Annotated in this window: 20 protein-coding genes; 10 read left to right on the forward strand and 10 right to left on the reverse strand. The window is 72.0% G+C overall.

Going from position 1 to position 24,189, the window contains the following annotated elements; translation table 11 throughout:
• The first annotated feature begins 29 nt into the window (after positions 1–29).
• From AIF0345_RS02375 to AIF0345_RS02405, 7 genes are all read left to right on the forward strand, one after another.
• Complete coding sequence (locus tag AIF0345_RS02375) at positions 30–1,298, forward strand: ABC transporter substrate-binding protein (RefSeq protein ID WP_043563758.1); 1,269 nt, start codon at positions 30–32, stop codon at positions 1,296–1,298.
• On the forward strand, positions 1,285–2,328 hold the full coding sequence (locus AIF0345_RS02380) for a carbohydrate ABC transporter permease (RefSeq protein ID WP_285297019.1): 1,044 nt from the start codon (positions 1,285–1,287) through the stop codon (positions 2,326–2,328). Before AIF0345_RS02375 ends, AIF0345_RS02380 begins: the two co-directional genes overlap by 14 nt.
• Positions 2,329–2,330: 2 nt before the next feature.
• Positions 2,331–3,185, forward strand: a complete 855-nt coding sequence (locus AIF0345_RS02385) for a carbohydrate ABC transporter permease (protein ID WP_268918388.1) — start codon at positions 2,331–2,333, stop codon at positions 3,183–3,185.
• A 33-nt stretch (positions 3,186–3,218) separates the two neighbouring features.
• Positions 3,219–4,079: a ketose-bisphosphate aldolase gene (locus AIF0345_RS02390; protein WP_285297020.1), complete on the forward strand. Its 861-nt coding sequence runs from the start codon at positions 3,219–3,221 to the stop codon at positions 4,077–4,079.
• A 22-nt stretch (positions 4,080–4,101) separates the two neighbouring features.
• Positions 4,102–5,343, forward strand: coding sequence for an ADP-dependent glucokinase/phosphofructokinase (locus tag AIF0345_RS02395; RefSeq protein WP_285297021.1), 1,242 nt, complete (start codon positions 4,102–4,104; stop codon positions 5,341–5,343).
• A 276-nt stretch (positions 5,344–5,619) separates the two neighbouring features.
• A complete protein-coding gene (locus AIF0345_RS02400) occupies positions 5,620–7,767 on the forward strand; it encodes an ATP-binding cassette domain-containing protein (protein ID WP_285297024.1) in 2,148 nt (715 codons plus the stop codon).
• Between the two features lie 3 nt (positions 7,768–7,770).
• Positions 7,771–9,597 carry an amino acid ABC transporter ATP-binding/permease protein gene (locus tag AIF0345_RS02405; protein ID WP_285297025.1) on the forward strand — a complete coding sequence of 609 codons (1,827 nt, stop codon included), beginning with the start codon at positions 7,771–7,773 and terminating at the stop codon, positions 9,595–9,597.
• 96 nt (positions 9,598–9,693) lie between these two features.
• Here AIF0345_RS02405 and AIF0345_RS02410 read toward each other — a convergent pair whose 3' ends face one another.
• Both AIF0345_RS02410 and AIF0345_RS02415 read right to left on the reverse strand, forming a co-directional pair.
• A complete protein-coding gene (locus AIF0345_RS02410) occupies positions 9,694–10,167 on the reverse strand; it encodes a hypothetical protein (RefSeq protein ID WP_285297026.1) in 474 nt (157 codons plus the stop codon).
• Positions 10,168–10,204: 37 nt separating this feature from the next.
• Positions 10,205–11,275 (reverse strand): DUF6177 family protein, encoded by a 1,071-nt coding sequence (locus AIF0345_RS02415; RefSeq protein ID WP_285297029.1) that lies wholly within the window; start codon positions 11,273–11,275, stop codon positions 10,205–10,207.
• A 697-nt stretch (positions 11,276–11,972) separates the two neighbouring features.
• Between AIF0345_RS02415 and AIF0345_RS02420 the strand changes: the two genes are divergently transcribed.
• Both AIF0345_RS02420 and AIF0345_RS02425 read left to right on the forward strand, forming a co-directional pair.
• Positions 11,973–13,151, forward strand: coding sequence for a DUF6301 family protein (locus tag AIF0345_RS02420; protein ID WP_285297878.1), 1,179 nt, complete (start codon positions 11,973–11,975; stop codon positions 13,149–13,151).
• A gap of 581 nt (positions 13,152–13,732) precedes the next feature.
• Positions 13,733–15,652: a hypothetical protein gene (locus AIF0345_RS02425; RefSeq protein WP_285297030.1), complete on the forward strand. Its 1,920-nt coding sequence runs from the start codon at positions 13,733–13,735 to the stop codon at positions 15,650–15,652.
• Between the two features lie 115 nt (positions 15,653–15,767).
• Here AIF0345_RS02425 and AIF0345_RS02430 read toward each other — a convergent pair whose 3' ends face one another.
• Positions 15,768–16,685: a cation diffusion facilitator family transporter gene (locus AIF0345_RS02430; protein ID WP_043562448.1), complete on the reverse strand. Its 918-nt coding sequence runs from the start codon at positions 16,683–16,685 to the stop codon at positions 15,768–15,770.
• Between the two features lie 221 nt (positions 16,686–16,906).
• Here AIF0345_RS02430 and AIF0345_RS02435 point away from each other — a divergent pair, with 221 nt between their 5' ends.
• Positions 16,907–17,731, forward strand: a complete 825-nt coding sequence (locus AIF0345_RS02435; protein WP_043562449.1) for a trimeric intracellular cation channel family protein — start codon at positions 16,907–16,909, stop codon at positions 17,729–17,731.
• Positions 17,732–17,768: 37 nt separating this feature from the next.
• Here the strand turns inward: AIF0345_RS02435 and AIF0345_RS02440 are convergent, their stop codons facing one another.
• The 7 genes from AIF0345_RS02440 to AIF0345_RS02470 form a co-directional block, all read right to left on the reverse strand.
• The gene (locus AIF0345_RS02440) at positions 17,769–18,086 is read right to left on the reverse strand and encodes a hypothetical protein (protein WP_043562450.1); all 318 of its coding nucleotides are present in this window, start codon (positions 18,084–18,086) and stop codon (positions 17,769–17,771) included.
• 93 nt (positions 18,087–18,179) lie between these two features.
• Positions 18,180–18,644, reverse strand: coding sequence for a hypothetical protein (locus AIF0345_RS02445; RefSeq protein WP_285297031.1), 465 nt, complete (start codon positions 18,642–18,644; stop codon positions 18,180–18,182).
• 740 nt (positions 18,645–19,384) lie between these two features.
• Positions 19,385–20,167, reverse strand: coding sequence for a DUF7668 domain-containing protein (locus tag AIF0345_RS02450; RefSeq protein WP_285297032.1), 783 nt, complete (start codon positions 20,165–20,167; stop codon positions 19,385–19,387).
• Positions 20,164–20,493 (reverse strand): hypothetical protein, encoded by a 330-nt coding sequence (locus AIF0345_RS02455; RefSeq protein ID WP_285297033.1) that lies wholly within the window; start codon positions 20,491–20,493, stop codon positions 20,164–20,166. Before AIF0345_RS02455 ends, AIF0345_RS02450 begins: the two co-directional genes overlap by 4 nt.
• Positions 20,494–20,559: 66 nt before the next feature.
• Entirely contained in the window at positions 20,560–21,519 is a 960-nt protein-coding gene (locus tag AIF0345_RS02460; protein ID WP_285297034.1) for a DUF7668 domain-containing protein, read from the reverse strand.
• A 35-nt stretch (positions 21,520–21,554) separates the two neighbouring features.
• Positions 21,555–22,739 carry an App1 family protein gene (locus tag AIF0345_RS02465; protein WP_285297035.1) on the reverse strand — a complete coding sequence of 395 codons (1,185 nt, stop codon included), beginning with the start codon at positions 22,737–22,739 and terminating at the stop codon, positions 21,555–21,557.
• Positions 22,708–24,075, reverse strand: coding sequence for a glycosyltransferase 87 family protein (locus AIF0345_RS02470; protein WP_285297036.1), 1,368 nt, complete (start codon positions 24,073–24,075; stop codon positions 22,708–22,710). Before AIF0345_RS02470 ends, AIF0345_RS02465 begins: the two co-directional genes overlap by 32 nt.
• Positions 24,076–24,189 lie beyond the last annotated feature (114 nt).

Raw genomic sequence — 24,189 nt, forward strand, 5'->3', positions numbered from 1 at the left:
GAGTCGGATCAACGATGATGGAGCGAACGATGCGTCGACGTGAATTTGGGCAGCTCGCTGCTGCCGTGGCCGCCATGGCGGCGATGGGCCTCGCGGGCTGCGGCGGCTCTCAGGGCGGTGCGGACGGGGAGGTCACACTCGAGTTCGCGCAGTGGTGGGAGCCCGAGCTCCCCGACGGCGCCTTCCGCGCCCTGATGGACAAGTTCGAGGAGCAGAACCCCGGGATCAAGGTCGAGCTGCTGTCGGGGCCCTACGCCTCGACCAAGGAGCAGCTCGTGGCGGGGGCGGCCGCGGGCACCATGCCCGACGTCGTCGGCATTGACGGCGCCTGGGTCAACGACTTCGCCAAGCAGGGGGCGATCGCCGACCTGACCGCCCTGATGGGGCAGGAGGGCTACGACGACTCCGAGCTGGCCAGCCAGATCCAGTACCAGGGCGCGACCTACATGATCCCGGTGGTGAACTTCGTGTACCCGCTGTTCGCCAACACCAGCCTGCTGACCAAGGCGGGGGTGGCCAAGGTCCCCTCCACCCGCGAGGAGTTCGCCGCGGCCGCCAAGGCCGTCACCGGCGGCGAGGTGTCCGGGTGGGCGCTGCCCCTGTCCCTGGAGGCGCCCAACGGCATCCAGAACGACGTCATGTCCTGGGTCTGGGCCTCGGGCGGCTCGATGCTGACCGGCGACGGCAAGCCGAACCTGAAGGGCAACGCCGACGTCAGGAGCGCCGCGGAGTTCATCAAGAAGCTGTGGGACGACGGCGTCGTCTCACCCGGGGCCTTCACCATGAAGGAGCAGGACAAGGTCGAGGACTTCACGAACGCGCGCACCGGCCTGATGATCGACTCCCTGGCCCACGTCAACACCATCCGCGAGGCCAGTCCCGACCTCGCCTTCGACATCGCCGCGATCCCCGCCCGCAGCGGCTACACCGGCCAGCGCGGCATGCCGTACGCCTCGTGGGGGATCGGCGTGTCCGGGACGACCGAGCACGCCTCCGCGGCCTGGAGGCTCGTGGCCTTCCTCATGGGGGCCGACGTCAACGCCGAGCTCGCCAACGACGCCAAGGCCTTCCCCGGCAACAGCAAGGCGACGCCCGACTTCGTCAACAACGACGAGATGTTCAAGAAGGCCTTCGACATCTGGGGCTCGGGCACGCCCGCCAACGAGTTCACCGGCCTGCCGGTCTCCGAGACCCTCATGCGCAAGTTCGACGAGCAGCTTCAGACCTACCTCAGCGGCGGGATCGACGTCGACACCATGCTGGCCAACGCGCAGGGCGCCTGGGATGAGGAGTTCTGAGCCCGGGTGCGGGGCGCGGCCTCGCAGCGCCCCGGGGGCCCAGGGGGCCGCGGGTGCCCAGGGCGGTGCGGGCGCCCCGGGTTCCGTGGGCGCCCCGGGGGCCGCGAGGGCTGTGAGGACGTCGGGCGCCGCGCCCCGCGCCCTGTCGCGGCGCGAGCGCATCGGGCGCGCCCTGGTGCCCTACGCCTACCTGTCCCCGACGATCCTCCTGCTCGTCGTCCTCATGGTCGTACCGATCGTCATGGTCATCGGCTACTCCCTCATGGACGGCGTCATCACCGCCCGCGAGTCCCACGTCGTGGGGCTACGCAACTACGCCGAGATCCTCACGAGCGCGAAGTTCCGCACCGCACTGTCGAACACGTTCTGGTTCGTGTCGATCAGCGTCGTGGCGCACATGCTGATCGGCCTCGGCTTCGCCATGCTCCTGAACTCCGAGCTGGTCTCGCGCACGACCAGGGCGGTCTTCCGCACGCTGTTCGTGCTCCCCTGGCTCCTGACCATCGCCATCGTCGCGGTCCTGTGGCGGCTCCTGCTCAACCCCAACGGGATCGTCAACGCGATCCTGTCCGGCATCGGACTGGTGGCGAGCCAGCACGAGTGGCTCTCCGACCCGGGGTCGGCGCTGGCCGTGGTCACCGCCATCAACATCTGGTCCGGGTACCCGTTCTTCATGATCTCGATCCTCGCGGGCCTGCAGGGGATCCCGCGCGACCTCTACGAGGCCGCGGAGGTCGACGGCGCCGGGCCCGTGCGGCGGTTCTGGTCGATCACCATTCCCCAGCTCCGGCCGATCATCGTCTCCATGGCGCTGCTGGACCTCATCTGGACATCCCAGCAGTTCGCGCTGATCTGGATGACGACCGGCGGCGGGCCGCTGAGCGCCACCGAGATGCTCTCGACATTCACCTACAAGCTCGCCTTCTCCGAGTACGACTTCGCGGGCGCCTCCGCCAGCGCGGTGATCGTCCTGGTCCTGTCCATGGTCCTGGCGTTCTTCTACGTGCGCAGCCAGAAGGCGAGGGACTGACAATGATCTCACGACGAACCTCAAGGCAACGACGACGGCTGGCGAGCCGGATCGGGGTGTGGGCGGGCCTGCTGGTGGGCGGCGGCTTCGCCGCGTTCCCGGTGCTGTGGATGCTCGTGTCCTCCTTCAAGCCGAACTCGAAGATCTTCTCCAGCCCTCCCAGGATCATCGAGGAGGGGTCCTCGCTGGCGGCGTACACATCGATCTTCCACGACGCGGGCAAGATGCGCTTCTTCGCCAACAGCTACTTCGTGGCGCTGTCGGTGACCGCGCTGACCCTCATTGTGTCCATTCTGGCGGCCTACGCCTTCAGCCGCTTCGACTTCCCGGGGAAGAGGGCGATCAACGTCGTCGTCATCTCGGTGCAGGCGGTTCCGCCGATCACCCTGCTGATCCCGTTCTTCGGGCTGATGGTCGGTCTCAGGCTGTACAACACCTACCAGGGCCTCATCCTGACCTACATGGTGTTCACCCTTCCCTACGCGATCATTATGCTGACCGGCTACCTCAACACGCTCCCGCGCGAGCTCGACGAGGCCGCCAAGGTCGACGGGACGTCCTCGTTCGGGGCCCTGTGGAGGGTCCTGGTGCCGATCTCCGTGCCCGGGGTGGTCTCCGTGGGGATCTACACCTTCATGATCGCGTGGAACGAGTACCTGTTCGCGCTGACCCTCACCAGGACGAACAGCATGCGCACGGTCCCGATCGGGATCCAGCTGCTCATGGGGCAGCACTCCTATGAGTGGAACGAGATGATGGCGATGTCCGTGCTCGGCTCCATCCCGGTCATTCTCCTCTTCGTATTCTTCCAGCGCTACTTCATCGGTGGTATGACCGCTGGATCCGTCAAGAACTGAGCTTGGCGCCCCCTAAAGAAAGGCACAACCCATATGCTGACCACGGGTAACGATATCCTTGCCGTCGCCCATGAGCACCGCTTCGCGGTCCCGGCGTTCAACATCTCGAGCTACTCGATGCTCCGCGCCGTCGTGGACATCTGCGAGGAGAAGCGCTCGCCGCACATCATCGCGATCCACCCCGACGAGCTGAGCCACATCCGCCCGGAGATGCTGGCCTCCATGATCCTGGTCGCGCGCAAGTCCACGGTCCCCACCGCCATCCACCTGGATCACGGCGCCACCTACCAGCAGGTGCTGCTGGCCATCCAGAGCGGCTTCACCTCCGTCATGATCGACAAGTCCTTCGCCCCCTTCGAGGAGAACATCGCCGAGACCTCCCGCGTCGTCCAGGCGGCCCGCGCCGTCGGGGTGTCCGTGGAGGCCGAGCTGGGCACGATCGGGGTCTCGGACAAGTACGGGGAGACCGGCTCAGAGGAGATCCTGTACACGGATCCCGACGACGCGGCCCGGTTCATCGAGGCCACCGGCGCGGACTCCCTGGCCATCGCCATCGGGACGCGCCACGGGCTCTACCCCTCCGAGATCAAGCCCGCCCTCAGGCTCGACCTGCTGGCGCAGATCAAGGAGCGCCTGGGGATCCCCCTGGTGCTGCACGGCGGGTCGAACAACTCCGACAAGGAGATCGCCGGCGCCGTTCGCGGCGGCATCAACAAGATCAACATCTCCTCCGACATCAAGGCGGCCTACTTCCAGCGCATGCGCGAGGTCCTCCAGGACCCCCACCTGCGGGAGCCGAACGCGATCGAGCCCCCGTGCGAGGAGGCCCTGCGCCGGTGCGCGGCGCAGAAGATCGACCTGTTCGAGTCGGCGGGCAAGGCCGACCTGTTCTGAACGAGGACTGAGGGGGGCTGACATGACGGGACGGATCGTTCTCGGGCTCGGCGGGACGGTCGATGACGAGCTGGAGTGGGACGCCGGGGCGTTCCAGCGCCTCGTGGACGGGCACGGGATCCGTCTGGCCGAGATCGAGGACGATCCGCCCTCGGCCGTCCCCGACGAGCGCGGCATCGCGCTGGCAGTCCTGCGGTCGATGCGCCGGGGGCGCGGCTGCGAGTGCTACGTGGCGGACAAGGCGCACCTGCTCGCCTTCGACGCCCGCTTCGACCGCCGGGTGGCGCTGGGCGGGACCTGCGTGCGGGCCGCGCTGGCCATGAACCGGCTCGGCGTCGGCTCCACCGTCCACCTGGTGTCCATCAGCGACGAGGTGCGCCGCCGTCTGCCCCAGAGGGTCGCCTACCTGTGCAGCGCCGAGGAGGACTCGCTGGACCCGCACGTCATCGTCCAGTACCCCCGCGGGGCGGCGGTGCGGCTGGTCGACGGGACGGTCGTGGCCGGCCGTCCCAACCGCGTCATCCTGGTCAATGACGAGCCGAATGAGCGCATGGTGCTCAGCCGGGACCTTCCCGCCGCCCTGCGCCAGGCGTCGGCGGTCCTGATCTCGGGCCTCAACACGATGAAGGAGGCCGCCGACCTGCGCGCCAGGCTCGCGGAGCTCGCCGGCATGCTCCGCGGCGTGCCGCAGGGGGCGCCGGTGGTCTACGAGGACGCCGGGTTCCACGACGAGACCATGCGGTCCCTCGTGCTGGAGGTCATGCCGTCGGTGGCGAGCGTCCACTCTCTCAACGAGGACGAGGCCCGCCACTACCTGGGGCGGCAGGCCGACCTGGCGGAGCCGCAGGAGGTCGCGGCCATGATGGAGGGGCTCCAGGAGATCCTCGGGACGCCGACGGTCATGGTCCACACCAGCCGGTACGCGGCCTGCATCGGCGCCCAGGCGGGCCTGTACCGGGACGCCGCGCAGGCCGGGTGCCTGCTGGCCTCCACCCGCTTCGCCCACGGCGACCACTACGGGCGCGCAGAGTACGACGCCGTCGCCGCCTCGCCGCGCGAGCCGGTCGGGGTCGCACTGGCGGGCGCCGTGGAGACGCGGCGGGCCGGCGTGCTGATCGCGCCCGGCTACGACGTGCGGACGGCGGCCCCCACGACCATCGGCCTGGGGGACGCGTTCATCGGCGGGGTCATGGCCCGCCTGGCGGCGTCTGCTGGCGGGGCGCGGGAGGCCGCCCAGGAGGCGGGCCCCCGGCCGGCGGCCTGACACCGGACCCCCGCCCCCGGCCCGCGCCGCCCGACGGGACCCGGGCGGCGCGGGCCGGTGCCCGCCCGTACCGCCGTCAGGTGCCGAGACCGGTCCGCGGACCGATCTCGAGCCGGAACTCGACCGATCTCGGCGAAAAAGAGCTGGGCGACGGCCGTATCAGATGCCAGACCCGGGCTTGCGGACGTCCCGTCATGTCATACGATTTTTCCGCTCGCAAGGTTAGGTGTACCTACCCTTGAGGTTCCCGCGGCTCACCACCATCCAGGAGGCCCCATGATACCGGAGACCGTCCGCCCCGCCCTCCGACGCGGCCGCAGGCCCGGTGGCGCCGCCGAGCCGAGCATCCCCGTCGGCACGCCCGCCGGGTGGCGCGCCAACGCCGCGTCCTTCGCCCTCACACTGGTCTCCGGACTCGCCCAGGGCTGGGCCCTCATCGGCGCGGGGCGCGGCCTCGGCGCGCTCCTGCCAGGCGCCGCCCCCGACGCCTGGCGCCACCACCTCGCATCCGCCGCCGCGGCCGCCGTCGTCGCCGGTGCGGGCCAGCTCGCCGCCGAGGCGGTCGCCCGCGCCGGCGCCGCGCAGCAGGAGGGCGCGATCCGCGCGCGCCTGCTCGACCACATCTTCGCCCTCGGCCCCGCCCGCGCCGCGCGGGGCCGCTCCGGCGCGAGCGTCTCCCTGCTGACCGACGGCGCCGAGCGCGTCGCGCTGTACCGCCAAACCTTCCTGGCCCCCACCGTCGCCGCGTGCCTGTCCCCAGCCCTGGTCCTGGTGCTGCTGGCCGCTGCGGTCGACTGGGTGCCGGCCGCCGTGCTCGCGGTCGCCGTCGTCCTCGTGCCCGGAACCATTATCGCCCTCCACTCCAAGATGCGCCGCTCCTCGGCGAGGTCGCGCGCCCAGCGCTTCAGGCTCGCCGCCGAGTACCTCGACGCCATCCAGGGCCTGACCACTCTCACCCTGGCCCGGGCCGCCCGCCGTCGGGCCGCCGACCTGCGCCGTGCGGGCGAGGACAACCGCCGCGCGGTCATGGGGCTGCTGGCCGGCAACCAGTTCGTCATCCTCGTCACCGACTGCCTGTTCTCCCTGTTCTTCGTCACCGCCGCCGTCGGCATGGCCCTGAGCCGCCTGGCGTCGGGCGCCATTGGGGTCGGCGACGCCCTGGCCATCGCCCTGGTCAGCTACGTGCTCCTCGAGCCCCTGGACCATGTGGGCGCCTTCTTCTACATCGGCATGGGGGGCATGGCCAACCAGCGCGTCATGCGCCGCCTGCTGGCCGCCGAGCGCCCCGGCGGCGCCGCCCCCGACGACGGCCTGCCCGTGTCGGATAGGGCCGACGACGGCGGTCCCGCACTCGCCCTCAAGGGAGTGACCGCCTCCTGGACGGACGGCGGGTCGGGCGGCGCGCCCGTACGCCAGCGGGCCGGTTCAGGCCGTGGCGGGGCGGGCGGGGCCCACCCGGGAGGCGGTGCCCACCCGGGAGGCAGTGCCCACCCGGGAGGCGGTGCCCACCCGGGCGGCAGACCGCACGGCCCGACGGGGCCGGGCCCGGCTGGCTCAGGCTCGGGCACCTCAGGCCCGGGTAGGGCGGTCCCGGGCACCTCAGGCCCGGACAGGGCGGCCCAGCCCGCCGGCGCCTCCGGGGCCGTCCTGACCGGCGTCGACCTCATCGTGGAGGCCGGCGAGCACGTCGCCGTCGTCGGCCCCTCCGGCGCGGGCAAGTCCACGCTCGTGGCCCTGGCCGGCGGGGACCTGCTGCCCGCGGCCGGCACCGTGCGCGTGGCCGGCACCGCCTCGACCGCCGAGACCCAGGAGGCCGTGCGCGCCGCCAGCGCCGTCGTCGCCCAGACGACCTGGCTGTTCACCGGCACCATCGCCGACAACCTCCGCCTGGCCGATCCCGCCGCCACCGACGAGCGCCTGTGGCAGGCCCTTCAGGCCGCCAACCTCGCCGAGGAGGTCCGCCGCATGCCCGAGGGCCTGGGCACCCGCCTGGGGGAGCAGGGGCTGGGGCTGTCCGGCGGCCAGGCGCAGCGCGTCTCCCTGGCCCGCGCCTTCCTCGCCGACCGGCCCCTGCTCATCCTCGACGAGCCCACCAGCCAGGTCGACCTCGACTCCGAGGCCCAGATCGTCGAGGCCATCGACCGGCTCGCCCACGGCCGCACCGTCCTGACCGTCTCCCACCGCGCGGGGGCGCTGACGGCCTCGGACCGGGTCGTGCGCGTCGCCGACGGCCGGGTGCGGGAGGTGGGCCCGAGCGGCCCCGGCGACGGCTCGGCCCGGGGCCCGGCCCGCGGCTCCGATGGCGGTTCGGACGGCCCGTCTGCCGGGGGCGCCTCGGACTCCGCGCCCTCCGGGAGCGCCCAGACCCCTGTGTCCTCTGGGAGCGCCCAGACCCCTGTGACGAACACGACGAAGGAGGCCTGAGCCATGACCGCTGCGAAGGAGCAGGAGCCCACCAGGATCTCCGCCGTCGGGCCCGCCGCGCACCCGGCGGGCGCCGAACGCCGCCCCGCCCCGCCCCGGCCGGTGCTCATCGCCTGGCTGCTGCGGGTCACCCGCCCCGTCCTGAAGCCGCTGCTCGGCTCCACCCTGTGCCGCATCACCGACCTCCTGCTGGGCGTCGGGCTCTTCGCCCTGGGCGCCCACGCCGTCGTCGCCACCGGACAGGCGCTCGCCTCCGGGGCGCCGGTGCCCTCCCCGTGGCCCGTGGTCGGCGCCATGGCCGCCATGAGCCTGGCCAAGGCGGCGCTGCGCTACGGCGAGCAGTTCATGGGGCACTTCGTCGCCTTCAAGGCCCTCGAGCTGCTGCGCGGCGAGATCTTCCGCGCCCTCATCCCGCGCTCCCCGCGCGTGAGCGCGACCTCCCGCTCCGGGGACCTGCTGGCCCGCGCCACCAAGGACGTGGACCGCATCGAGGTCTTCTTCGCCCACACCTTCGCCCCCATGGTCTCGGCCGTCGTCGTGCCAGCCACCGTGCTGGTGGTCATCGGCGCCCGGGTCTCCTGGACCCTGGCCGCGGTCGCCCTGCCCTTCCTCCTGGGCGCCCTGGTGGCCGCGCCCCTGGCCGGACGGCGCCGCGGCCTGGCCTCCGCGCGCCGCACCGCCGCGGCCCGGGCCGCGCTCACCCAGCACCTGACCGACTCGGTCCAGGGCCTGGGCGAGGTCGTCGGCTACGGGCGTACCGCCGAGCGCCTGGCCGAGATGGCCGCCCTGGACGACGATGTCGCCCGCGCCGGCCGGCCCGCCGCCGCCTGGGCCGCGGTGCGGCGCGGCGCTGTCGCCCTGCTCGTGCTCGCCGGGCCGCTCGCCGTGCTCGCCGTCGGGGCGCCTCGGGTGCAGTCCGGGGCGGTGGGCGCCGCCGCGCTCGCGGCCGCCGTGGCCGCCCTCGTCCGCCTGGCCGAGACCGCGCGGGCGGTCGAGGAGCTCGCCGGGGCGCTGTCCGCCTCCTTCGCCGCGGCGGAGCGGGTCTACGCGCTCGTCGACGCGCCCGTCGAGGTGCCCGACGGCGACCGCGAGCTGCTGGCGCGCCCCGCCCACGACGTCATCTGGGAGGACGTCGTCTACACCTACCCGGGGGCGGGGTCGGCGTCGCTGCACGGGGTGAGCCTGCACGCGGCCGAGGGGGAGTGGACCTGCCTGGTGGGCGTGTCCGGCTCGGGCAAGACGACACTGGCGGGGCTCGCGGTGCGCACCGACGTGCCGCAGTACGGGCGGGTGCTGATCGACGACGTCGACGTGGCCGAGCTGACCGGCGACTCCCTGCGGCGCGAGGTCGCCCTGGTCTCCCAGCGGGCGCACCTGTTCCGGGCCTCGGTGGCCGACAACGTCCGGCTCGCCCGGCCCGAGGCGAGCGACGAGGACGTGATCGGCGCCTGCCGGGCAGCCTGCGTCCACGACGACGTGATGGCGATGGCGTCCGGGTACGACACGCTCATCGGGGAGCGCGGCGCGTCGGTCTCCGGCGGGCAGCGGCAGCGCCTGGCGCTGGCCCGCGCCCTGCTGGCCGGCCCCAGCGTGCTGATCCTCGACGAGTTCACCAGCCACCTGGACCCCGGGCTTGACAACGCCGTGCGCGCCTCTGTGCGCCAGTGGGCGCGCGGGTGCACGATCATCGAGATCACCCACCGGCTGGCCCACGTGGGGCAGGCCGACCACGTCGTCGTGCTCGACGGCGGGCGGGTGGTCCAGGACGGCGCGCCCGACGAGCTCATGGGCGAGGACGGCCCGCTGCGCCGCCTCATGGACCGCGGGTGACCTCGCTTACTACGCTCCTTTGTCCCTTACTACGCCCCTTTCCGCCGTACAGTAAGGGACAAAGGAGCGTAGTAAGCGGTCGCGGCCTCGACGGGCTCAGGTCGGGTACATGAGTGCTCGGGCCTTCTTCCACCGGGCCTCGGTCTGCGGGGTCGGCTCCCACTTGCCGTCGGCACTCAGCACCCACGGTTCCGGGTCCTCGGGGGTGAGCACCTTGCCGTCCTGCACCGCGATGCCGTGGTTGGTGAAGGCGACGTCGACGCCGACGTCCCGGTAGACGATGTACCTCTTGCGCCAGGGCACGAGGATCCTGGTGAGGACGAAGGGCGCCTCCCAGTCGGCCGGGGGCGCGACGCCCAGCACGCGTATGAGCTCACGGCGGTCCGTCACCAGCGTGGGGCGCACGACGGTGACGGCCGGGTACTTCGGTGCGAAGTCCGCGTAGACGGCGACGGTCGCCCGATCGGCCGAACGGGCGAACTTCGCGTCCATGTTGTGCTTGAGGGCGATCGCGATAATGTCGAGGACCTCGGGGACACTGCTGGTGAGGACGGTGGTTACCTGCGGCAAGGTTCAGCTCCCTGTGATGGCTGGAACCGAAGTGCGGTCACGGGAGGCCGGGAGCGGCCGGAGCCGAGTCTGTGCCCGCGTTCTCCAGGACTCGCGCGATGTTGCCTCTGGACTTGTCGAGTGTGCGCAGCATGTCGAGCAGCCCGGTCCAATCGGCTTCCTTATCCATATCGGTGTCCATATCGGTCTTCTGCTCGGTGTCGGTGGAAACGAGAAAGCAGCGGCGGCGCCCACATCCCCTGGTCTCGCCATGGTGCGTTGCTGCGAGCCGATCAGTATCGTCCCCGAGCTTCCGGATGCCGTCGTGACCGATGAGGACGCCGAGTGGAGTGGGCGGCGTGCGGGAGGTGACTGGGACGGCGACATCCGCCCGCAGGCGCCGACAGGTGACGAGGGCGAGTCGCGGCCCGGTCTCATCGGCGAGTGCTCGCAGCAAGGCCCTGGCGGCCTCCGAGCGGGTTTCGGCGGACATTGTCGCCGTATAGACGTACACCTCCACATACTCTTCAAGCCCGAGGCGCGTCGGACTGACGGTCATGGAGCCGGCGAGCGTGCCCCGTGAGTCGTGACCGACCAGCGCCAGGTGCGCGACGGGCATGTGCCGGCGGGCGAAGGTGGTGAGCGCAGGGCGGTCCCAGGCGGAGCCGACGGGCTCACAACCGCCCCAGAACAGCGTGGCTCCGGGAAGAAGACGCTCGGTGACGAGCTCGACGACTCTGCCGAATGACATGCCAATGCGTGCAGGATGATAGATCGAGGCGGCGACGCCGACGGCGGGTATCGTCGGGGAGGGCCTGCTGAAGACCTTGGAGATGATGGCCTGATGGTCCCGGTCCGTCCTGAGCGCTGCGGAGACGCTCTCGAACCAGCGGCCGGAACGGAGGTCTCGGAAGCCGGCACCGAGTTCCTGGACGAGAACGAGTGCGCCGGCGACGGCGGTGAGGCGGTCGAAAGCCGGGGTGACGACTCCTCCCTCAGGGATGACGATGACATTGCGTCTGCGCTGCCCGGAGTACTTGCGGAGCAGGTCGGCCAGCGGTTCGGTGAAGGCCTGCACGTGCTCGCACAGATAGGTGACGACAGCACCGTCCTCAGCGCTGTCGATCATGGGATGGGACCCGGCGAGACGTGACAGAGACAAGTCGCGATCACCTCTTGAGCTGGACACGAGCGGAGCCGACAGCAGGGCCAGCCTAGCCGGTTGGTTCCGGGATGGGACCTCCGATGCACTTGGAGCCGCGAGTGGGCTGGACGTTTGGGGCTTGCCTGGAACGGCCGTGTGACGAGCTGCTGTCAACGTTGGGAGCGCGCGTTGCCTGGACTTCCCACCCCAGCCGGTTGGGCACGCTGCGCTAGGCTCTTGCTGTGAGAGTGGGATGGTCGGGATGGAGAGCGGCGCTAGTCTTGTGCTGTCCGATCTCGCCGTGGTCCCGGTGGTTGCGGGCACTCCTCTTCCAGACCGGCGCGCTTCTCATGGCTGTGGGCGAGCCGCCCAGCGCCATTGTCACTGCGACGGTCGCGCCCGGGGCGCAGCCGGGCGGCCGGACCTGGCCAGAGAAGCGGACTCGTCGTGTTCACCCGTTGAACGAATATGATAGTTGTCGCTATGACGATATTGGAAGGGTGCGAGCGGGCGAGTCTGTGCTGGTGCCGGTATCTCGTGATTGTGGGGACCGGTGCGAAACTTTGCGCAAATGTCCGCATTGATGTGTGTGCGGGAGCGGCTGGTTGATAAATGATGCAATCAGAAGTTGCTGCGGTCGCCCTTAGGTGCGGAGCGGGGGAATCCTAGTGGAAGGAATGTGATGGGTTCGCGTGGCCTGGGTGCGGATGAGACGTTCGCTCGCGCTGAGGAGATGGTGCGGGTGTGGTTGGCCGAGCAAGGTTGTGAGCGGGTTGAATTCGAAGTCAATGCGCTGGGGGAAACTGAGCAGTGGTGTGCGTGGCTGATCAGGGGTGGTGAGCGCGAACGCGTGGTTTCTCCCGCCAAGGTTTCCTTCTCGATGACATTCGACCTGCGCAAGGCTCAGTTTGTTCGTGGTCGTGGTGCGTGGACGTGGTCGCGTTTGTGGATGGATGTTTCCGATGGTGTGCTGCACCAGGAGTGCGACTGGGTGCGTGTCCCCATGTACAGCTACAACTTGCCTTCGCTGGTGGCGTGCAAGAAGGAGATGGACCTGTTCCCCCGGGACGAGGAGCTCCTGCCCGACTGGTTGCGTGAGGGTGCGGAGCGGTGGCGGACCGAGCTGGTGCCGGTGGCGGCCGATGAGGAGGCTGAGCGCGCTGCCCGTGAGGCTGAACTCGTTCGGCTGGTGGACGTGTCGCGGCGACGCGCTGCTGCCGAGGTCGAGGCGGCATGGGGCCGTGCCGTGGAAGGGCTGCTGGGGGGTGGTGTGCTGAGGCTGCCGTCCGGGACGGTGGACGGCGTGGTGCCTGTGTCCGAGGGTGTGGGGCTGGTGCGGGCGTGGGCCGAGCTGGGGTGGTTGGCGAGCACTGAAGCGGCGTTCGGTCTGTGTGAGCGGCTGGGGTGGGTTCGCAAGGCGCGGTTCGATATTGCGGACCACTACTGGACGGCAGTGGATCAGGACAGGGCGGGCGCCTGGGTGGAGGCGAGCGAGATCACGGGCCTGTTCTACTCGGTCAAGATCGCCTTGTCGGAGTATCTTCTTCGCGTGCGCCGAGGAGATCCGGTGTATAAGGAGTACCTGAAGGCCCTGAGCGATGTGTACGGGGAGCCGGTTGGGCGGAGGACCTGGCGGCTCGACAACGGTGCCGAGGTGGCACTGAGCGCGGATGCTGCACAGCTGAGTGTCCTTGTGCGGTCGCCGCGGGCGACCGAGTATCTGACCGATGATGTAGAGCTTCGGGAGATCGAGGGCGAAGTGGATATTGATTTTGATGATCCGGCTCTGTATATCCGGGCTCCCTCTGAGGCACGAAGCGAGGTCGTGCGTGTTGACGGCGACGTCCTGGAGTGGTCGTAGGCTGAGGGGGAGGGGAGGGCGTAGTGCCTCGGGCGCCTCTGGTGGGCTTTGGGCAAGCGTGGGCTCGGGCCAGGTAGGCCCTTACGGGAAGGAGTGTTGTGTACTCTGAGGAATCAGGCAGTACGCTGCCGGTGGTCGTCCCGGTGTGGGTCGGGGACTACCTGGAGGACGGTCTGCGGCTTCTTGACGAGGAGGTGCCGGGCTGGCCGCTCATGCGGCTCCCCACCGATCGTGTTTGCTGGCAGGGTGAGGGCCGCACAGGCCTTGCGGGGCCCCCGCGGGGAGTGCTTCCCATGCCCACATGGTTCATGGTGCCCGATGACCTTCCATGTCCCAGGTACTTCTACCCCCTGCCTGAGCGGCGGGCGTGGGGCAGGCGTATCAATTGGATCTCGAAAGACGTGCGGGGCTTCCGCGGGCGGGCTACCGCTGTTGTCGACGGCATTGCGGTGGATGTTCAGGAGGCCTGGGGAAGGCGGGCGTGGGTCTGCGACCGAGAGGAGGCGGCCGCCGGGGGTGGCGGGGCAGGACGTCCTCGTCTCGCCTGCGCCGTGGACGTCTCGGAGCTCGACGGTGTCGTCATGAGTCGGGTCCCGCTCACCCTTTTCAACAACAATGCCGAGCGGCAGGGCCGCAGCTGGAAGGAGCCGGGCTTCCCGGGTGCCCGTCTGGAGGTCGGCGCCGCGCAGACCGGGGCGGCTGAGCGCGCTGGTGCCGAGGGCGGTGCCTGGGAGCCTGGAGGTGCGGCGGGCGGTATGGATGATGCCGGCGGCCCTGTGACCGTGCTGGCGCCTCCGCGCGGACCGCGCCGCCCTTCGCCGTCGGGGCCGGTGCCCGCCGCGGCGGAAGAGGCGCATGCGCGGGCGCAGGAGTATCTGGCCCGGTGGCTCGCCGATCACGGAGGCTCCCGGCTGGAGATCACCCTGGCCGGCCTCGGGACGCTGCTGCAGGCGGGGGTCCGGGTCACGATCGACGGACGCCAGAGGCTCGTGGCGCTCCACGGGGCGACCGCCGGTGCCGTCGAACGGCTGCGCGAGGCCCGGGCCGAGCCCGGTCGCGGGGCGTGGACCAGTGCGCGGCTGCGGATGGGCGCCGCAGACGGCGTCCTGCACGCCGACTACGACTGGCTCGCCCGCCCCCGTTTTCAGCACCCGGGGGTCGCGCCGGTCGAGTACGCCAACGAGCTCAGGTTCTTCCCACGCGACTCCGACAATGTCCCCACCTGGATGGCGGTCGGGGCCAGCGCGTATGAGGACGTCACCCCGCACCCGCCTGCTGAGAGCCCGGAACCACCCTCCCCGCCGGCTGGTCCGGTGGCCGCAGCGGGCCGGCCCGGGCCCGAGAGCCGACTGCCGGGGAGCGCCGCGCCCCTCGTGGACCCCGGACGCATGCTGCGCAAGATCGAGGGCCGGTCCGTCACGGACCTCACCTGGTGGCCCACCGGCATGGTCGTCGACCCCGCCTTCGGCCTGCGCGCCGGGGGAGACGGCCTGGGGCTGCACGCGGGGGACTTCTGCGCTGACACCGGCTACCAGGCCGTGCCCCGCCCGGACGGGCGCTGGGTGCGGGTGGCGCCCCTGAGCGCTCCCTGCCCGGAGGGCTTCTCCAGGTCACGGGACCTGGACGCCTGGGAGGACCCCGGCCCGGTCACGGCGGGGACCCGGCTGGAGACGACGGGCGTGGTCAACGGCGAGCGCGTGGAGGTGGTCGGCGTCGTCGACGGCACCGCCTGGGTCCGTGAGACGGGCAGCGGGCGCCCGGCCCCCGTTCCCGTGACGGACCTGCGGGCGGTGCGCGTGGGGGTGCGCTGCTTCACCTGCGCGCCCGAGGGCGACGGGCACGCGGGCGCCCACCTGGACCTCGGCGGGCGGTGCGCCGTCGTGGCATTCCTCCCGGACGCCACCGGCCCCGGCCCGCGGACACTGCTCCTCGACTGGCCGGACGGGTGGACCGGCCCGCTCATGGCCGGCACGTACGAGTGGGTGGACGGCCTGCTCTGGCAGTCCTACCTCGCGCCGAAGGTTCCTCCCCGCATCAGGCAGGAGACCCTCATCGGCTTCGCGCCCTTCACCGCCCGGTGTCCCAACGGCTTCGCCCCGGACCGGCCGAACGGCTACGGGCTGCCGGGCCGCTGGGCGGGAGTGCTGCGGAAGGAGGAGGTCGTGTCGACCGACCGGCTGGTGGTGCGGGCGCGCGCTTTCTGGCGCGGCGCGCCCGCAGCGGTGCGGGCGGTGGTCGGTACCGCCGCCCGCCTGTCAATGCGGGCCCCCGGCGGTATGACCGTGCAGGCCTGGGCCCCGGTGTGGGAGCTCGAGGACGTCGCCATGCGACTGACACCGATCCGCCACGACCCGGGACAGCCCTGGTCCTTCCTGAAAGCGCTCGGGCTGGACCCCGACCTGCCGGCGGGCCAGCCCGTCCAGGCCTCGCTGCCGGTGGGCACCTGGGTCGAGCCCTCAGAGGGCCTGGTCGTGCCCAGCATGGCCGGCGATGAGGCGTGAGCGGGCCCTGGGGCGCGCCTCGCCCCGCTTTCGCCGAGATCGGTTCATTTCCGCGTCGAGATCGGTTCCCGGACCGATCTCGAGCCGGAATACGACCGATCTCGGCGAAAAGGGCTCAGACGTCCTCGACGTCCTCGTAGCTCTTGGGGTCCTCAATGGGCTCCAGGTGGGCCGACACCCGCAGGTTCGGGTCCACCGCGACCAGCTCGTCGATCACGCGCTCGGTGAAGTCGTGCCCCTCCTTCACGCTCCACGTGCCCGGCACCAGCACGTGCATGTCCGCGAAGCGCCGGTTGCCCGCCTCGCGCACCCTCACCGCGTGGAAGCCGATCCGCCCGTCGTCGTGGTACCGCTCCAGCACCGCCTCGATCCGCGCCTGCGCCTCCCGGCTGGGCGCCACGTCCATGAGACCTCCCACCGACTCCTTGATGAGCTTGAACCCGGTCCACATAATGTTCAGGCCCGCCCCCAGGGCGACCACCGCGTCGAGCATGGGCGAGCTGAAGAGCGCCACGAGCCCCACGCCCACCAGGACCGCCACGGAGGTGACGACGTCGGTGGCCAGGTGCCTGGCGTCAGCCACCAGCGTCGCCGAGCGCTCGCGCTTGCCCACCCGGTGCAGCACCCAGGCGGCGGCCCCGTTGACCACCGAGGCCCCCACGGAGATGAGCAGGCCCACGCTCAGCCGTTCGGGCATGACGGGGACGATGAGCCGCTGAATCGCGGAGATGATAATGAAGGCGGCCGCCACGAAGATCATGACGCCCTCGATGATCGCCGAGAAGTACTCGGCCTTGGAGTGGCCGAACTGGTGGTCGTCATCGGCCGGCTTGATCGAGATCTTCAGGACGATGAGCGCCACGACGGCCGCCACCAGGTTGACCACCGACTCCGCGGCGTCGGAGAGCAGCCCCACCGAGCCGGTCAGCCAGGCCGCGAAGGCCTTCAGGGCAATGGTCGCCACCGCCGCCCCGATGGACAGCCAGGCGTAGGCGCTCAGATCCTTGGGCGGGGCGTAGCGGGTCGATGGCATTCCCCGAGTCTCGCCGATACCGGCCCACCGGGTCCAGCCGCGACCGAGGTGAGTGACTCCCGGGGCTACGGGCGTCCCGGACCGATCTCGGCGCGGAAGTGAACCGATCTCGACGAAGGGGGGAAGGGGGGACAGAGGGGTCGCGGGCCCGGGCCGCGTCGCGAGGGCGCCGCTGCCGCGCGGGGCGCGGGGAAATCACGGGGTGTCGGTAGGGTGGCGGCGTGCTCCCCGCCCAGCTCGCGGTCCCGGACACGCTGCCGGAGACCTTCCGCATCCTCGACCTGTCCGGCGTGCTCCTCAACGGCATCCTCGGCGGGCTGATCGCCCGGCGCAAGAACTTCGACCTGGTGGGCTTCGTCGTCCTGGCCATCCTCACCGCGACCGCTGGCGGCATCCTGCGGGACGTCATGATCCAGGCCGGCCCGCCCTTCGCGCTGACCGACCCGTACTACCTCTACACCGCCTGCGCCGGCGCCCTGGTCGCCTGGTGGGTGCCCTTCACCTCCCGCCTCGCCCACCGCTTCCTCGTCGTCGCCGACGCCGTCGTCCTGGGCACCTGGGCCGCCACCGGCGCCGCCAAGGCGCTGGACAACGGGCTGGGCGTCATGCCCGCGCTGCTGCTGGGCTGCCTGACGGCGGTGGGCGGCTCCATGATCCGCGACGTGTCCGTGGGGGAGACCCCGGCCGTGTTCGGCGGCAACAAGCTCTACGCCGTTCCCGCCCTGTGCGCAGCGGGGACGGCGGTCGGCGTCGTCCGCGGGGGCCTTCCGGAGGCCTATGCGCTGCTGGCGGCCACGCTGGTCGGCGCCAGCACCTGCCTGCTGGCCTACTGGCGCTCCTGGCGGCTGCCGGTGGCGGGAGACCGGGAACGACGTCGTGCCGAGCGGCTGGCGGCCGGCGATCCGACCCTCGCCGCCCGGGCCCGGGGTCTGGCGGGCCGCTACGGCGGCACGGTGCGCTCGGGCTGGCGCCGGGCGCTGCTGTCGCGCCGTCAGGCGCCCCGGCCGCTGCGCCGGCGCAAGCCCCTCGACGTCGAGGACCTGTGAGCGGGCCGGGAGCGAGTCCGCCGATCCGGGCCCGGACTCAGTCGATGGGGCGGACCTCGGCGTCGTCGACGTGGACGGCGGGAGCCGGGGCGGTGCGCTCCGTCGGGCTGCGGAAGAGGCGGTCCTTGACGGCGTCGGCGACCTTGTCGGTGACGGCCTCGCCCTGCCGGCGCACGAACTGGCCGGCCCGGGCGGACGCGGCATCGACCTTGTCCCGCACGAAGGGGCGCTCGGCGACCCGCGACGCGGCTCGGGAGGCGGCGGACTTCAAGCGCTCGTACTGGGCGCGGCCGGCCCGCGTCCCCAGCACGTAGCCGGCTCCCAGGCCGATGATGAAGGGCAGCTTGCTGGCCATGGCGATCTCCTCACGCTGGTGGCGGTACCGGGGCAGAGCCTACTGGCCGCGGGATGCTCCGGGCCCGGACTGTGTCGGACCGGACGTCGCTTACTACGCTCCTTTGCTCCTTACTGTACGGCCGTAAGGGGCGTAGTAAGGAGCAAAGGGGCGTAGCAAGCGTTCCGGCCAATCATCTAGGCCCTGCTCGTGGTCAGATGAGCTCAGATGAGTTCGGGTGAGCGTGGTCCAGGCGGGCACCGCGGGGCGGGGGCGCTGGTCGCAGCGTCCGGGGTAGCGGAAGCCGACGGCGCGCATGCGGGCGAGACTGGCTCTCAGGCCGTCGGGTGCGCCCGGGTCGGGGGTGATCTTCAGGGAGATCTCGACGTCGCTGGGGCGCTCCCGCTCGGTCCACGGCAGGCAGTCGATCCAGCAGCCTTCCGGAGTCACCGGGGCGGCGAACATGTCCTGGGTGAGCTCGTCGGGCACTGTGGTGCAGGGCTGTAGGGCGTAGGTCGTTATGAAGGCGTCCGCCTGGTCCCAGTCCAGGCGGTTGCCGCTGGTCGGCTCCCCGGCCACACCCCCAGGCGCCGCGCCCGCCTGCTCGCTCCTCGCCGTCCCTGGCCGTCCCAGCCGTCCCTTTTCGTCGAGGTCGGTCGGGCTCCGCGTCGAGATCGGTTCGTGGAGGCTGGTGGGCGCCTGCGGGCCGCCCCTGGTGGACTGGAGTCGGTCGTCTCGGTGACTGGCTCCGGGATAGGGGGAGACCGGCTGGGCGGCCGGCGGCGGCCACTCCCTCAACGTCCTTATCTGGGGCGCGCGGGGGAGACTCACGTCCGTCCTGCTCCTCCCACAGGTGGTCCGTCGGGGCGCCGTCGTCAATGAGCTTGCGCACGGCGGAGATGGCGGTGGGCGCATCGACAATGTGTCTACGGTCGAAATCTCCGGGCTGCCCTCCCGCGACAAGCTCGGATGAGCCCTCCGCCCGCGGGTCGCCGACCAGATTGAAGAAGTTCCAGCTGTCCCTGGTGAAGTAGGCGATGACGCGCCCCTCGTTTCCTCCGCCAATGCCGACCTGAACGCCGTCGCCCTCAATGGTGACGGCGGTGCGGGCCACTTCGTCGAGCATGCCGGTTCTGTCCGTGGCGAGCGAGGAGGACTCGCCGCGGACGGCCTTCTGCTCTCCGCCGTCGTCCCAGGATACTTCCAGGTTCTTGCTCATATTCTGATCATTCTGCTCGGCGGCTCGGTACGCGCGGGGTCGTCTGGGACGAGGCGAGCCCTCTGCGGGGGCTTCGGGGCCGGGGCGCGTGCGGCGTGAATCAGGGCACGAGGACGTCTTGGAGGTTCAGGTTCCAGGATCCGTCGGGGCGTTGGGTGGCCTTCCACTGGGCCTCGAGGTCGGAGCGCCCCTCCTGGACGGTCCACATGGGGCACTCCAGGAAGTAGCTGCCGTCGCGGGTGAGGATGCAGTACACGAGGCGGGCGAAGTCCTGCGGCACGGGCAGGTAGGTGCGCCCGTACTCCTCCAGCACCCGGTCGACATCGCTCCACGCGCTCCGGCTGTCCGGGGCGGCCTGCTCCAGCGCCTCCCAGCTGCGCGCCGCCAGGAGGTCCATGCACCGCCGCAGGGGCTCGACGACGCTGTCCGGAATCGGGTCGCCCTCGGACGCACTTTCCGACGGCGGCACCCGCGGGAGGCCCTGATCGCACCGCGACTGCGCCTGCTGTATCGGTGCTTCGAGCGAGGTGATCCGCCACAGGCCGTTGGGGTCCCTGGCGGCGGTGCCGGTCAGTTCCAGGTCCAGGGCCCCGGTCCGGCTCCACAGGGGGCAGGCGAACCGATAGCGTCCGCCGTCGTCCGATGCCGGGGAGCAGCGCAGGATCAGGGCGAGGTTCTCGGGCAGCGCCAGCAGCTCCCGACCCCGGGCCTGCTCCTCGACCGCGGCCCGCACCTCTTCCCACCGGCACCCCGCCGGGACGATCCCGCCCAGGGCGTCCCACCGGCCGGCGGCCACAAGATCAACCACGATCCTGACCGCCATCGAAAGTCCGGAGGGCCCGGGGAGCCCCGGCGGGGACCAGCCGCCGCTCATGCTGCTCATGCCTGTCCCACCCGCTGATGCCTCCACCTCAGGCCCGGGGCGCGGACGGGCGTCGTCATGGCCAGGCCCAGACGCCCCATGAAGTAGGCGTCCGCCGCGGCCACGGCCTCGGTCACCTCCGCCTCGCCCAGCCCCGCGGCCCGCAGCGCGTCGGCCGCCACCTGCCGCTCATCGGCGTAGCAGGTGCCCACCGCCGCACCCTGCACCAGCGCCGCCCGGTACCAGGAGGTCCCCGGCACGTTGGGCGAGCCCTCCAGGTCGATCGCGGGCGCCCGGCCGCGGCAGTAGCCCGCGGTGCCCCTGACCCCGGAGTGCCTGATCACCATGTGCATCCGATACGTCCCTCCATCCGCTCATCCATCTTCATCCGATTATCCGGACACCCCGCGCGCTCAGCCCATGACCACGCCGACGAGCCGCAACCGCCAGGCGCCGCCCGGCCCGCGGAGCGCCTCGCCGTGGACCTCCAGGTCCGCCACACCGTCCTCCACGGTCCACAGGGGGCACGCCAGCCGGATCCCGCCGTCGCCCCGGGGCCAGCACTGGACCACCGAGACGAAGTCGTCGGGCAGCGGCAGACACGTGCGCCCAAAGGCCGCCAGGGCCTCGGCCATGCCCGCCCGCGCCCCCGGGTAGACCTCCGCCACCCGGGCCACACCCTCCCAGTCCGCCGCGGCGACGCGGTCCACCATCACCCGCACCGGCTCCACGAGCCCGCCCGGAAGACGCCCCCCGCCGGCGGCGCGGCCGCCACACCCGGACCCGCCGGCACCACCGCCGCCGCCGGCACCACCGCCGCCGTCGGAACCGCCGACGCCGGCGGCCCTGGTCCCGAGTCCGGTACCACCGGCCCCGGGCCCGGACCCGCCGTCGTCGTCCGCCGCGCCGACACGATGGACGACGCACCGCCAGCCGCCGTCGGGGCCCCGGCGCGCCACCCCGCCCACCCCCAGGCGCGAAGGACCCCGCGACGTCCACAGGGGGCACCAGAACCCGTACCCCCCGCCCACGAGCGCCTCGCACCGCACAATGAGATCCAGGTGCATCGGCAGAAACAGGAACCCCACCCCCTCGGAGCCCGTCCCAGCATCCATCTCAGCATCCATCTCGGCGCCCACCCGCACCCAGTCGACACCCCCGGCACCCCCGGCACCCCCGGCACCCCCGGCACCCCCGGCACCCCCGGCACCCCCGGCACCCCCGGCACCCCCGGCACCCCCGGCACCCCCGCGCGCCGCGGTCTCCACCTCGCCCCACCGCCGCTCGGCCACCCGGTCCACCACCCGCCCAACAGCCCCCGCAAGCCCCGACGGCGCCTCCACGGTCATCGGCTCCTCCCGCTCCTCAGCCATCCAGGCATCTCACCGCGCCCACCGGCACCGCGCCCTCACGCGCGGAGGATCTCGGGAGGCAGCAGCCGGGCCAGCTCGTAGCCGTCCGCGCCGACGACCACGGGCACGTCCGCCTCGGCGAGCGTGCGCGCCTCCGGTCCCAGGCCCATGGGGTGGGCGAGCTGCGTGCCCGCCAGCACCTGCTCGGTCGGCGTCAGCCGGCGCACCGCCACCGCAGCCACCCGGTCGGAGTGCTCGCGGGCCGCCTCGCCGTAGATGAGCGGGTCGTGCTGGCCGTCGTCGCCCACCAGGAGCCAGGTCACGTCGGGCAGGTCGATCATGAGGCGCCGCAGCTCGGTGCGCTTGTGCTCGATCCCCGAGCGGAACAGGCCGGTGTTGGTCGGTCCCCAGTCGGTCATGAGCATCGGGCCCGCCGGGAAGCCGTGGCGCTCGAAGAAGGAGCGGTGGGTGGGCACGACGTTCCACGCGCCGGTGGACAGGTAGATGACGGGCGTGCCCGGGTGCGCCTGCTTGACCCGGGTGAGCAGCGCTGCCATCCCCGGCACCGGCTCGCGCGAGGAGGTGTACTTCACCAGCTGGTTCCAGGCGGCGACGAACATGCGCGGCACGTGCGAGACCATGGCCGTGTCATCGATGTCGGAGACGATGCCCAGGCGCGGCCCGGGCGCCACCACCAGGATCCGGGTGCTGACCGTGCCGGCGCCGGTCGCCTCGATGCGCGCCTCGTGCCAGCCGGCCCCCAGCCCGTGCCCGCGCACGACGACGTCGACGTAGCCGTCGTGGTCCGCCCGGGTGCGCACGCTCACCGCCCCGAAGCGGATCGTCACGGGCAGGTAGGGCACGGGCGCGTCCACGAACAGGCGCCAGCCGCGCTGGGCCTCCAGGAGGTTGGTGGCGGCCAGCTCGCGCACGTCCCGCACACCGCGCGCCGTCATCGGCATCTCCTCGGGCACCGAGCGGAATAGCGGGCCCTCGGCGGGGGCGTCGCGCGGGCGCAGCACCATGCGCGCGAGCACCCGGGCCATGTCCGACGGCGCCGCCCCGCCGTCGTCCCCCACGGTGGCGGGGCTGTGGGCCGCGCGCCCGGAGACGGCGGGACCGGCGGAGCCGTAGCCGTCGTAGGCGATGACGCGCGGACGCCAGCCGCGCCGCTTGAGTACGGGGATCATGTCCCGGTGGAACCGGTCCTCAACGGCACGGATGACGTCGAAAAGTGGCACGGGCCGATCTTACGGGGCTCGGGGCCCGCCCGTGGCCCGCCGGGCCCCAGCCGGATGGAGCGCTCCGCGGCGCGCGCGCACGCACGAGGCGCCCCGCCACCGCCCACAGCGTGGCTCCGGTCGCCAGCGCCCACCAGGTGTAGGACGAGCCGACGACGGTGACGGCGAAGGGCCACTCCTTCTCCAGGTGGTTCTGCCCCGGGAACCACCACTGCATCGCCAGGGCGAACACGGCCGCGCCCGTCAGGGTGGTGGTCGCCAGGGCGGGGGAGTACCAGCGCCACGCCGCCGTCGCCAGCGCCATGAGGGCGGGCAGGCACCACACCCAGTGGTGTGACCAGGAGATCGGCGAGATCAGCAGGCCCGCCGCCATGGCGGTGCTCACCTGCAGCAACAGGACGAGACCGCCGTCGGGCGACCGCGCTCCGCCGAGGGCCGCCAGGGCCGTCAGCCGGCGCAGCAGCAGCCAGGCCCCCAGCCCGACCACGACGACGGCGAGCGCCCACGCCGGGTTCCAGGCCTGCTCGGGCAGCCAGCGGGCGGCGGCGCCCTTGAGGTTCTGGTTGCCGGCGTACTCGGGGAAGCCCGCGCGGGAGGGGTCGAGCATGGCGGAGAAGAAGAACTGCGCGGACTCGGCGGGCCACACCGCCCAGCACAGGGCCGTCGCCCCCGCCGCCGTCGCGACCATGGTGGCCGCGGCCCGCCACTCGCGGCGCGCCACCAGGACGAGCACCGCGATCGCCGGCGTCAGCTTGAAGGCCGCCGCCAGCCCTGCGCCCGCACCGCGCCAGCGCGCCCCCTCGGGCGCGGCCAGCAGGTCGACGGCGACCAGCGCCATAAGGATCGCGTTGACCTGCCCGTACTCCATGGTCTTGTAGATCGGCTCCAGGAACAGCACCCCGGCCAGGGCCAGCCACGGCGCCGTCGCCAGCGCGACCTGGCGCTCGGCCCCCAGGGCGCGCATGGTCGCCCACGCCGTCGCCGCGGTGCACACCGGTGTGGCCAGCACCATGATCACCTGGGCGGCCCGGTCGCTGCCCCAGGTCAGGGGGCTCAGCGCCCAGGCCGCGAAGGGCGGGTAGGTGAAGGGCCACAGGTGCTCGCCGGGGTTGGCGTACCAGTCGTACAGGCTCCCGCCGGCGTGCCACTGGGCGACGGCGTGGTAGTAGACCCATGCGTCGAGCTTGAACGTCGGGACGCCGTCCTTGCCCCACAGCCAGGGGTAGGCGCTCGACAGAAGGGCGGCCCAGCCCAGGGCCTGGGCCGGGCCGGAGATCAGCAGCCGGAGCGCACCGAGGCGGGAGCCGGTCGTCTTGTTCCGCGTGCTCTCGTCCACCCGCCGGAGTCTACGGCGCCGCCCTCGGACGCTCCTCCTCGGCGCGAGAGCGGCCCGGCTCCACGCTCCTCGATCCTCCGCCGTCGAGATAGACATTTTCGTACGAGGTCGGCG

It is taken from the genome of Actinomyces israelii (genome assembly GCF_030253495.1).
GTDB lineage: Bacteria > Actinomycetota > Actinomycetes > Actinomycetales > Actinomycetaceae > Actinomyces > Actinomyces israelii.

Excerpts from the sequence above, each read along its gene's own strand:
- AIF0345_RS02405 (WP_285297025.1), top strand. The coding sequence starts at position 7,771 with ATGACCGCTGCGAAGGAGCAGGAGCCCACCAGGATCTCCGCCGTCGGG.
- AIF0345_RS02425 (WP_285297030.1), top strand. The coding sequence starts at position 13,733 with ATGAGTCGGGTCCCGCTCACCCTTTTCAACAACAATGCCGAGCGGCAG.
- AIF0345_RS02440 (WP_043562450.1), bottom strand. The coding sequence starts at position 18,086 with ATGGCCAGCAAGCTGCCCTTCATCATCGGCCTGGGAGCCGGCTACGTG.
- AIF0345_RS02455 (WP_285297033.1), bottom strand. The coding sequence starts at position 20,493 with ATGGTGATCAGGCACTCCGGGGTCAGGGGCACCGCGGGCTACTGCCGC.
- AIF0345_RS02450 (WP_285297032.1), bottom strand. The coding sequence starts at position 20,167 with ATGAGCAGCATGAGCGGCGGCTGGTCCCCGCCGGGGCTCCCCGGGCCC.
- AIF0345_RS02400 (WP_285297024.1), top strand. The coding sequence starts at position 5,620 with ATGATACCGGAGACCGTCCGCCCCGCCCTCCGACGCGGCCGCAGGCCC.
- AIF0345_RS02420 (WP_285297878.1), top strand. The coding sequence starts at position 11,973 with ATGGGTTCGCGTGGCCTGGGTGCGGATGAGACGTTCGCTCGCGCTGAG.
- AIF0345_RS02380 (WP_285297019.1), top strand. The coding sequence starts at position 1,285 with ATGAGGAGTTCTGAGCCCGGGTGCGGGGCGCGGCCTCGCAGCGCCCCG.
- AIF0345_RS02385 (WP_268918388.1), top strand. The coding sequence starts at position 2,331 with ATGATCTCACGACGAACCTCAAGGCAACGACGACGGCTGGCGAGCCGG.
- AIF0345_RS02460 (WP_285297034.1), bottom strand. The coding sequence starts at position 21,519 with ATGGCTGAGGAGCGGGAGGAGCCGATGACCGTGGAGGCGCCGTCGGGG.
- AIF0345_RS02375 (WP_043563758.1), top strand. The coding sequence starts at position 30 with ATGCGTCGACGTGAATTTGGGCAGCTCGCTGCTGCCGTGGCCGCCATG.
- AIF0345_RS02415 (WP_285297029.1), bottom strand. The coding sequence starts at position 11,275 with ATGATCGACAGCGCTGAGGACGGTGCTGTCGTCACCTATCTGTGCGAG.
- AIF0345_RS02395 (WP_285297021.1), top strand. The coding sequence starts at position 4,102 with ATGACGGGACGGATCGTTCTCGGGCTCGGCGGGACGGTCGATGACGAG.
- AIF0345_RS02390 (WP_285297020.1), top strand. The coding sequence starts at position 3,219 with ATGCTGACCACGGGTAACGATATCCTTGCCGTCGCCCATGAGCACCGC.
- AIF0345_RS02430 (WP_043562448.1), bottom strand. The coding sequence starts at position 16,685 with ATGCCATCGACCCGCTACGCCCCGCCCAAGGATCTGAGCGCCTACGCC.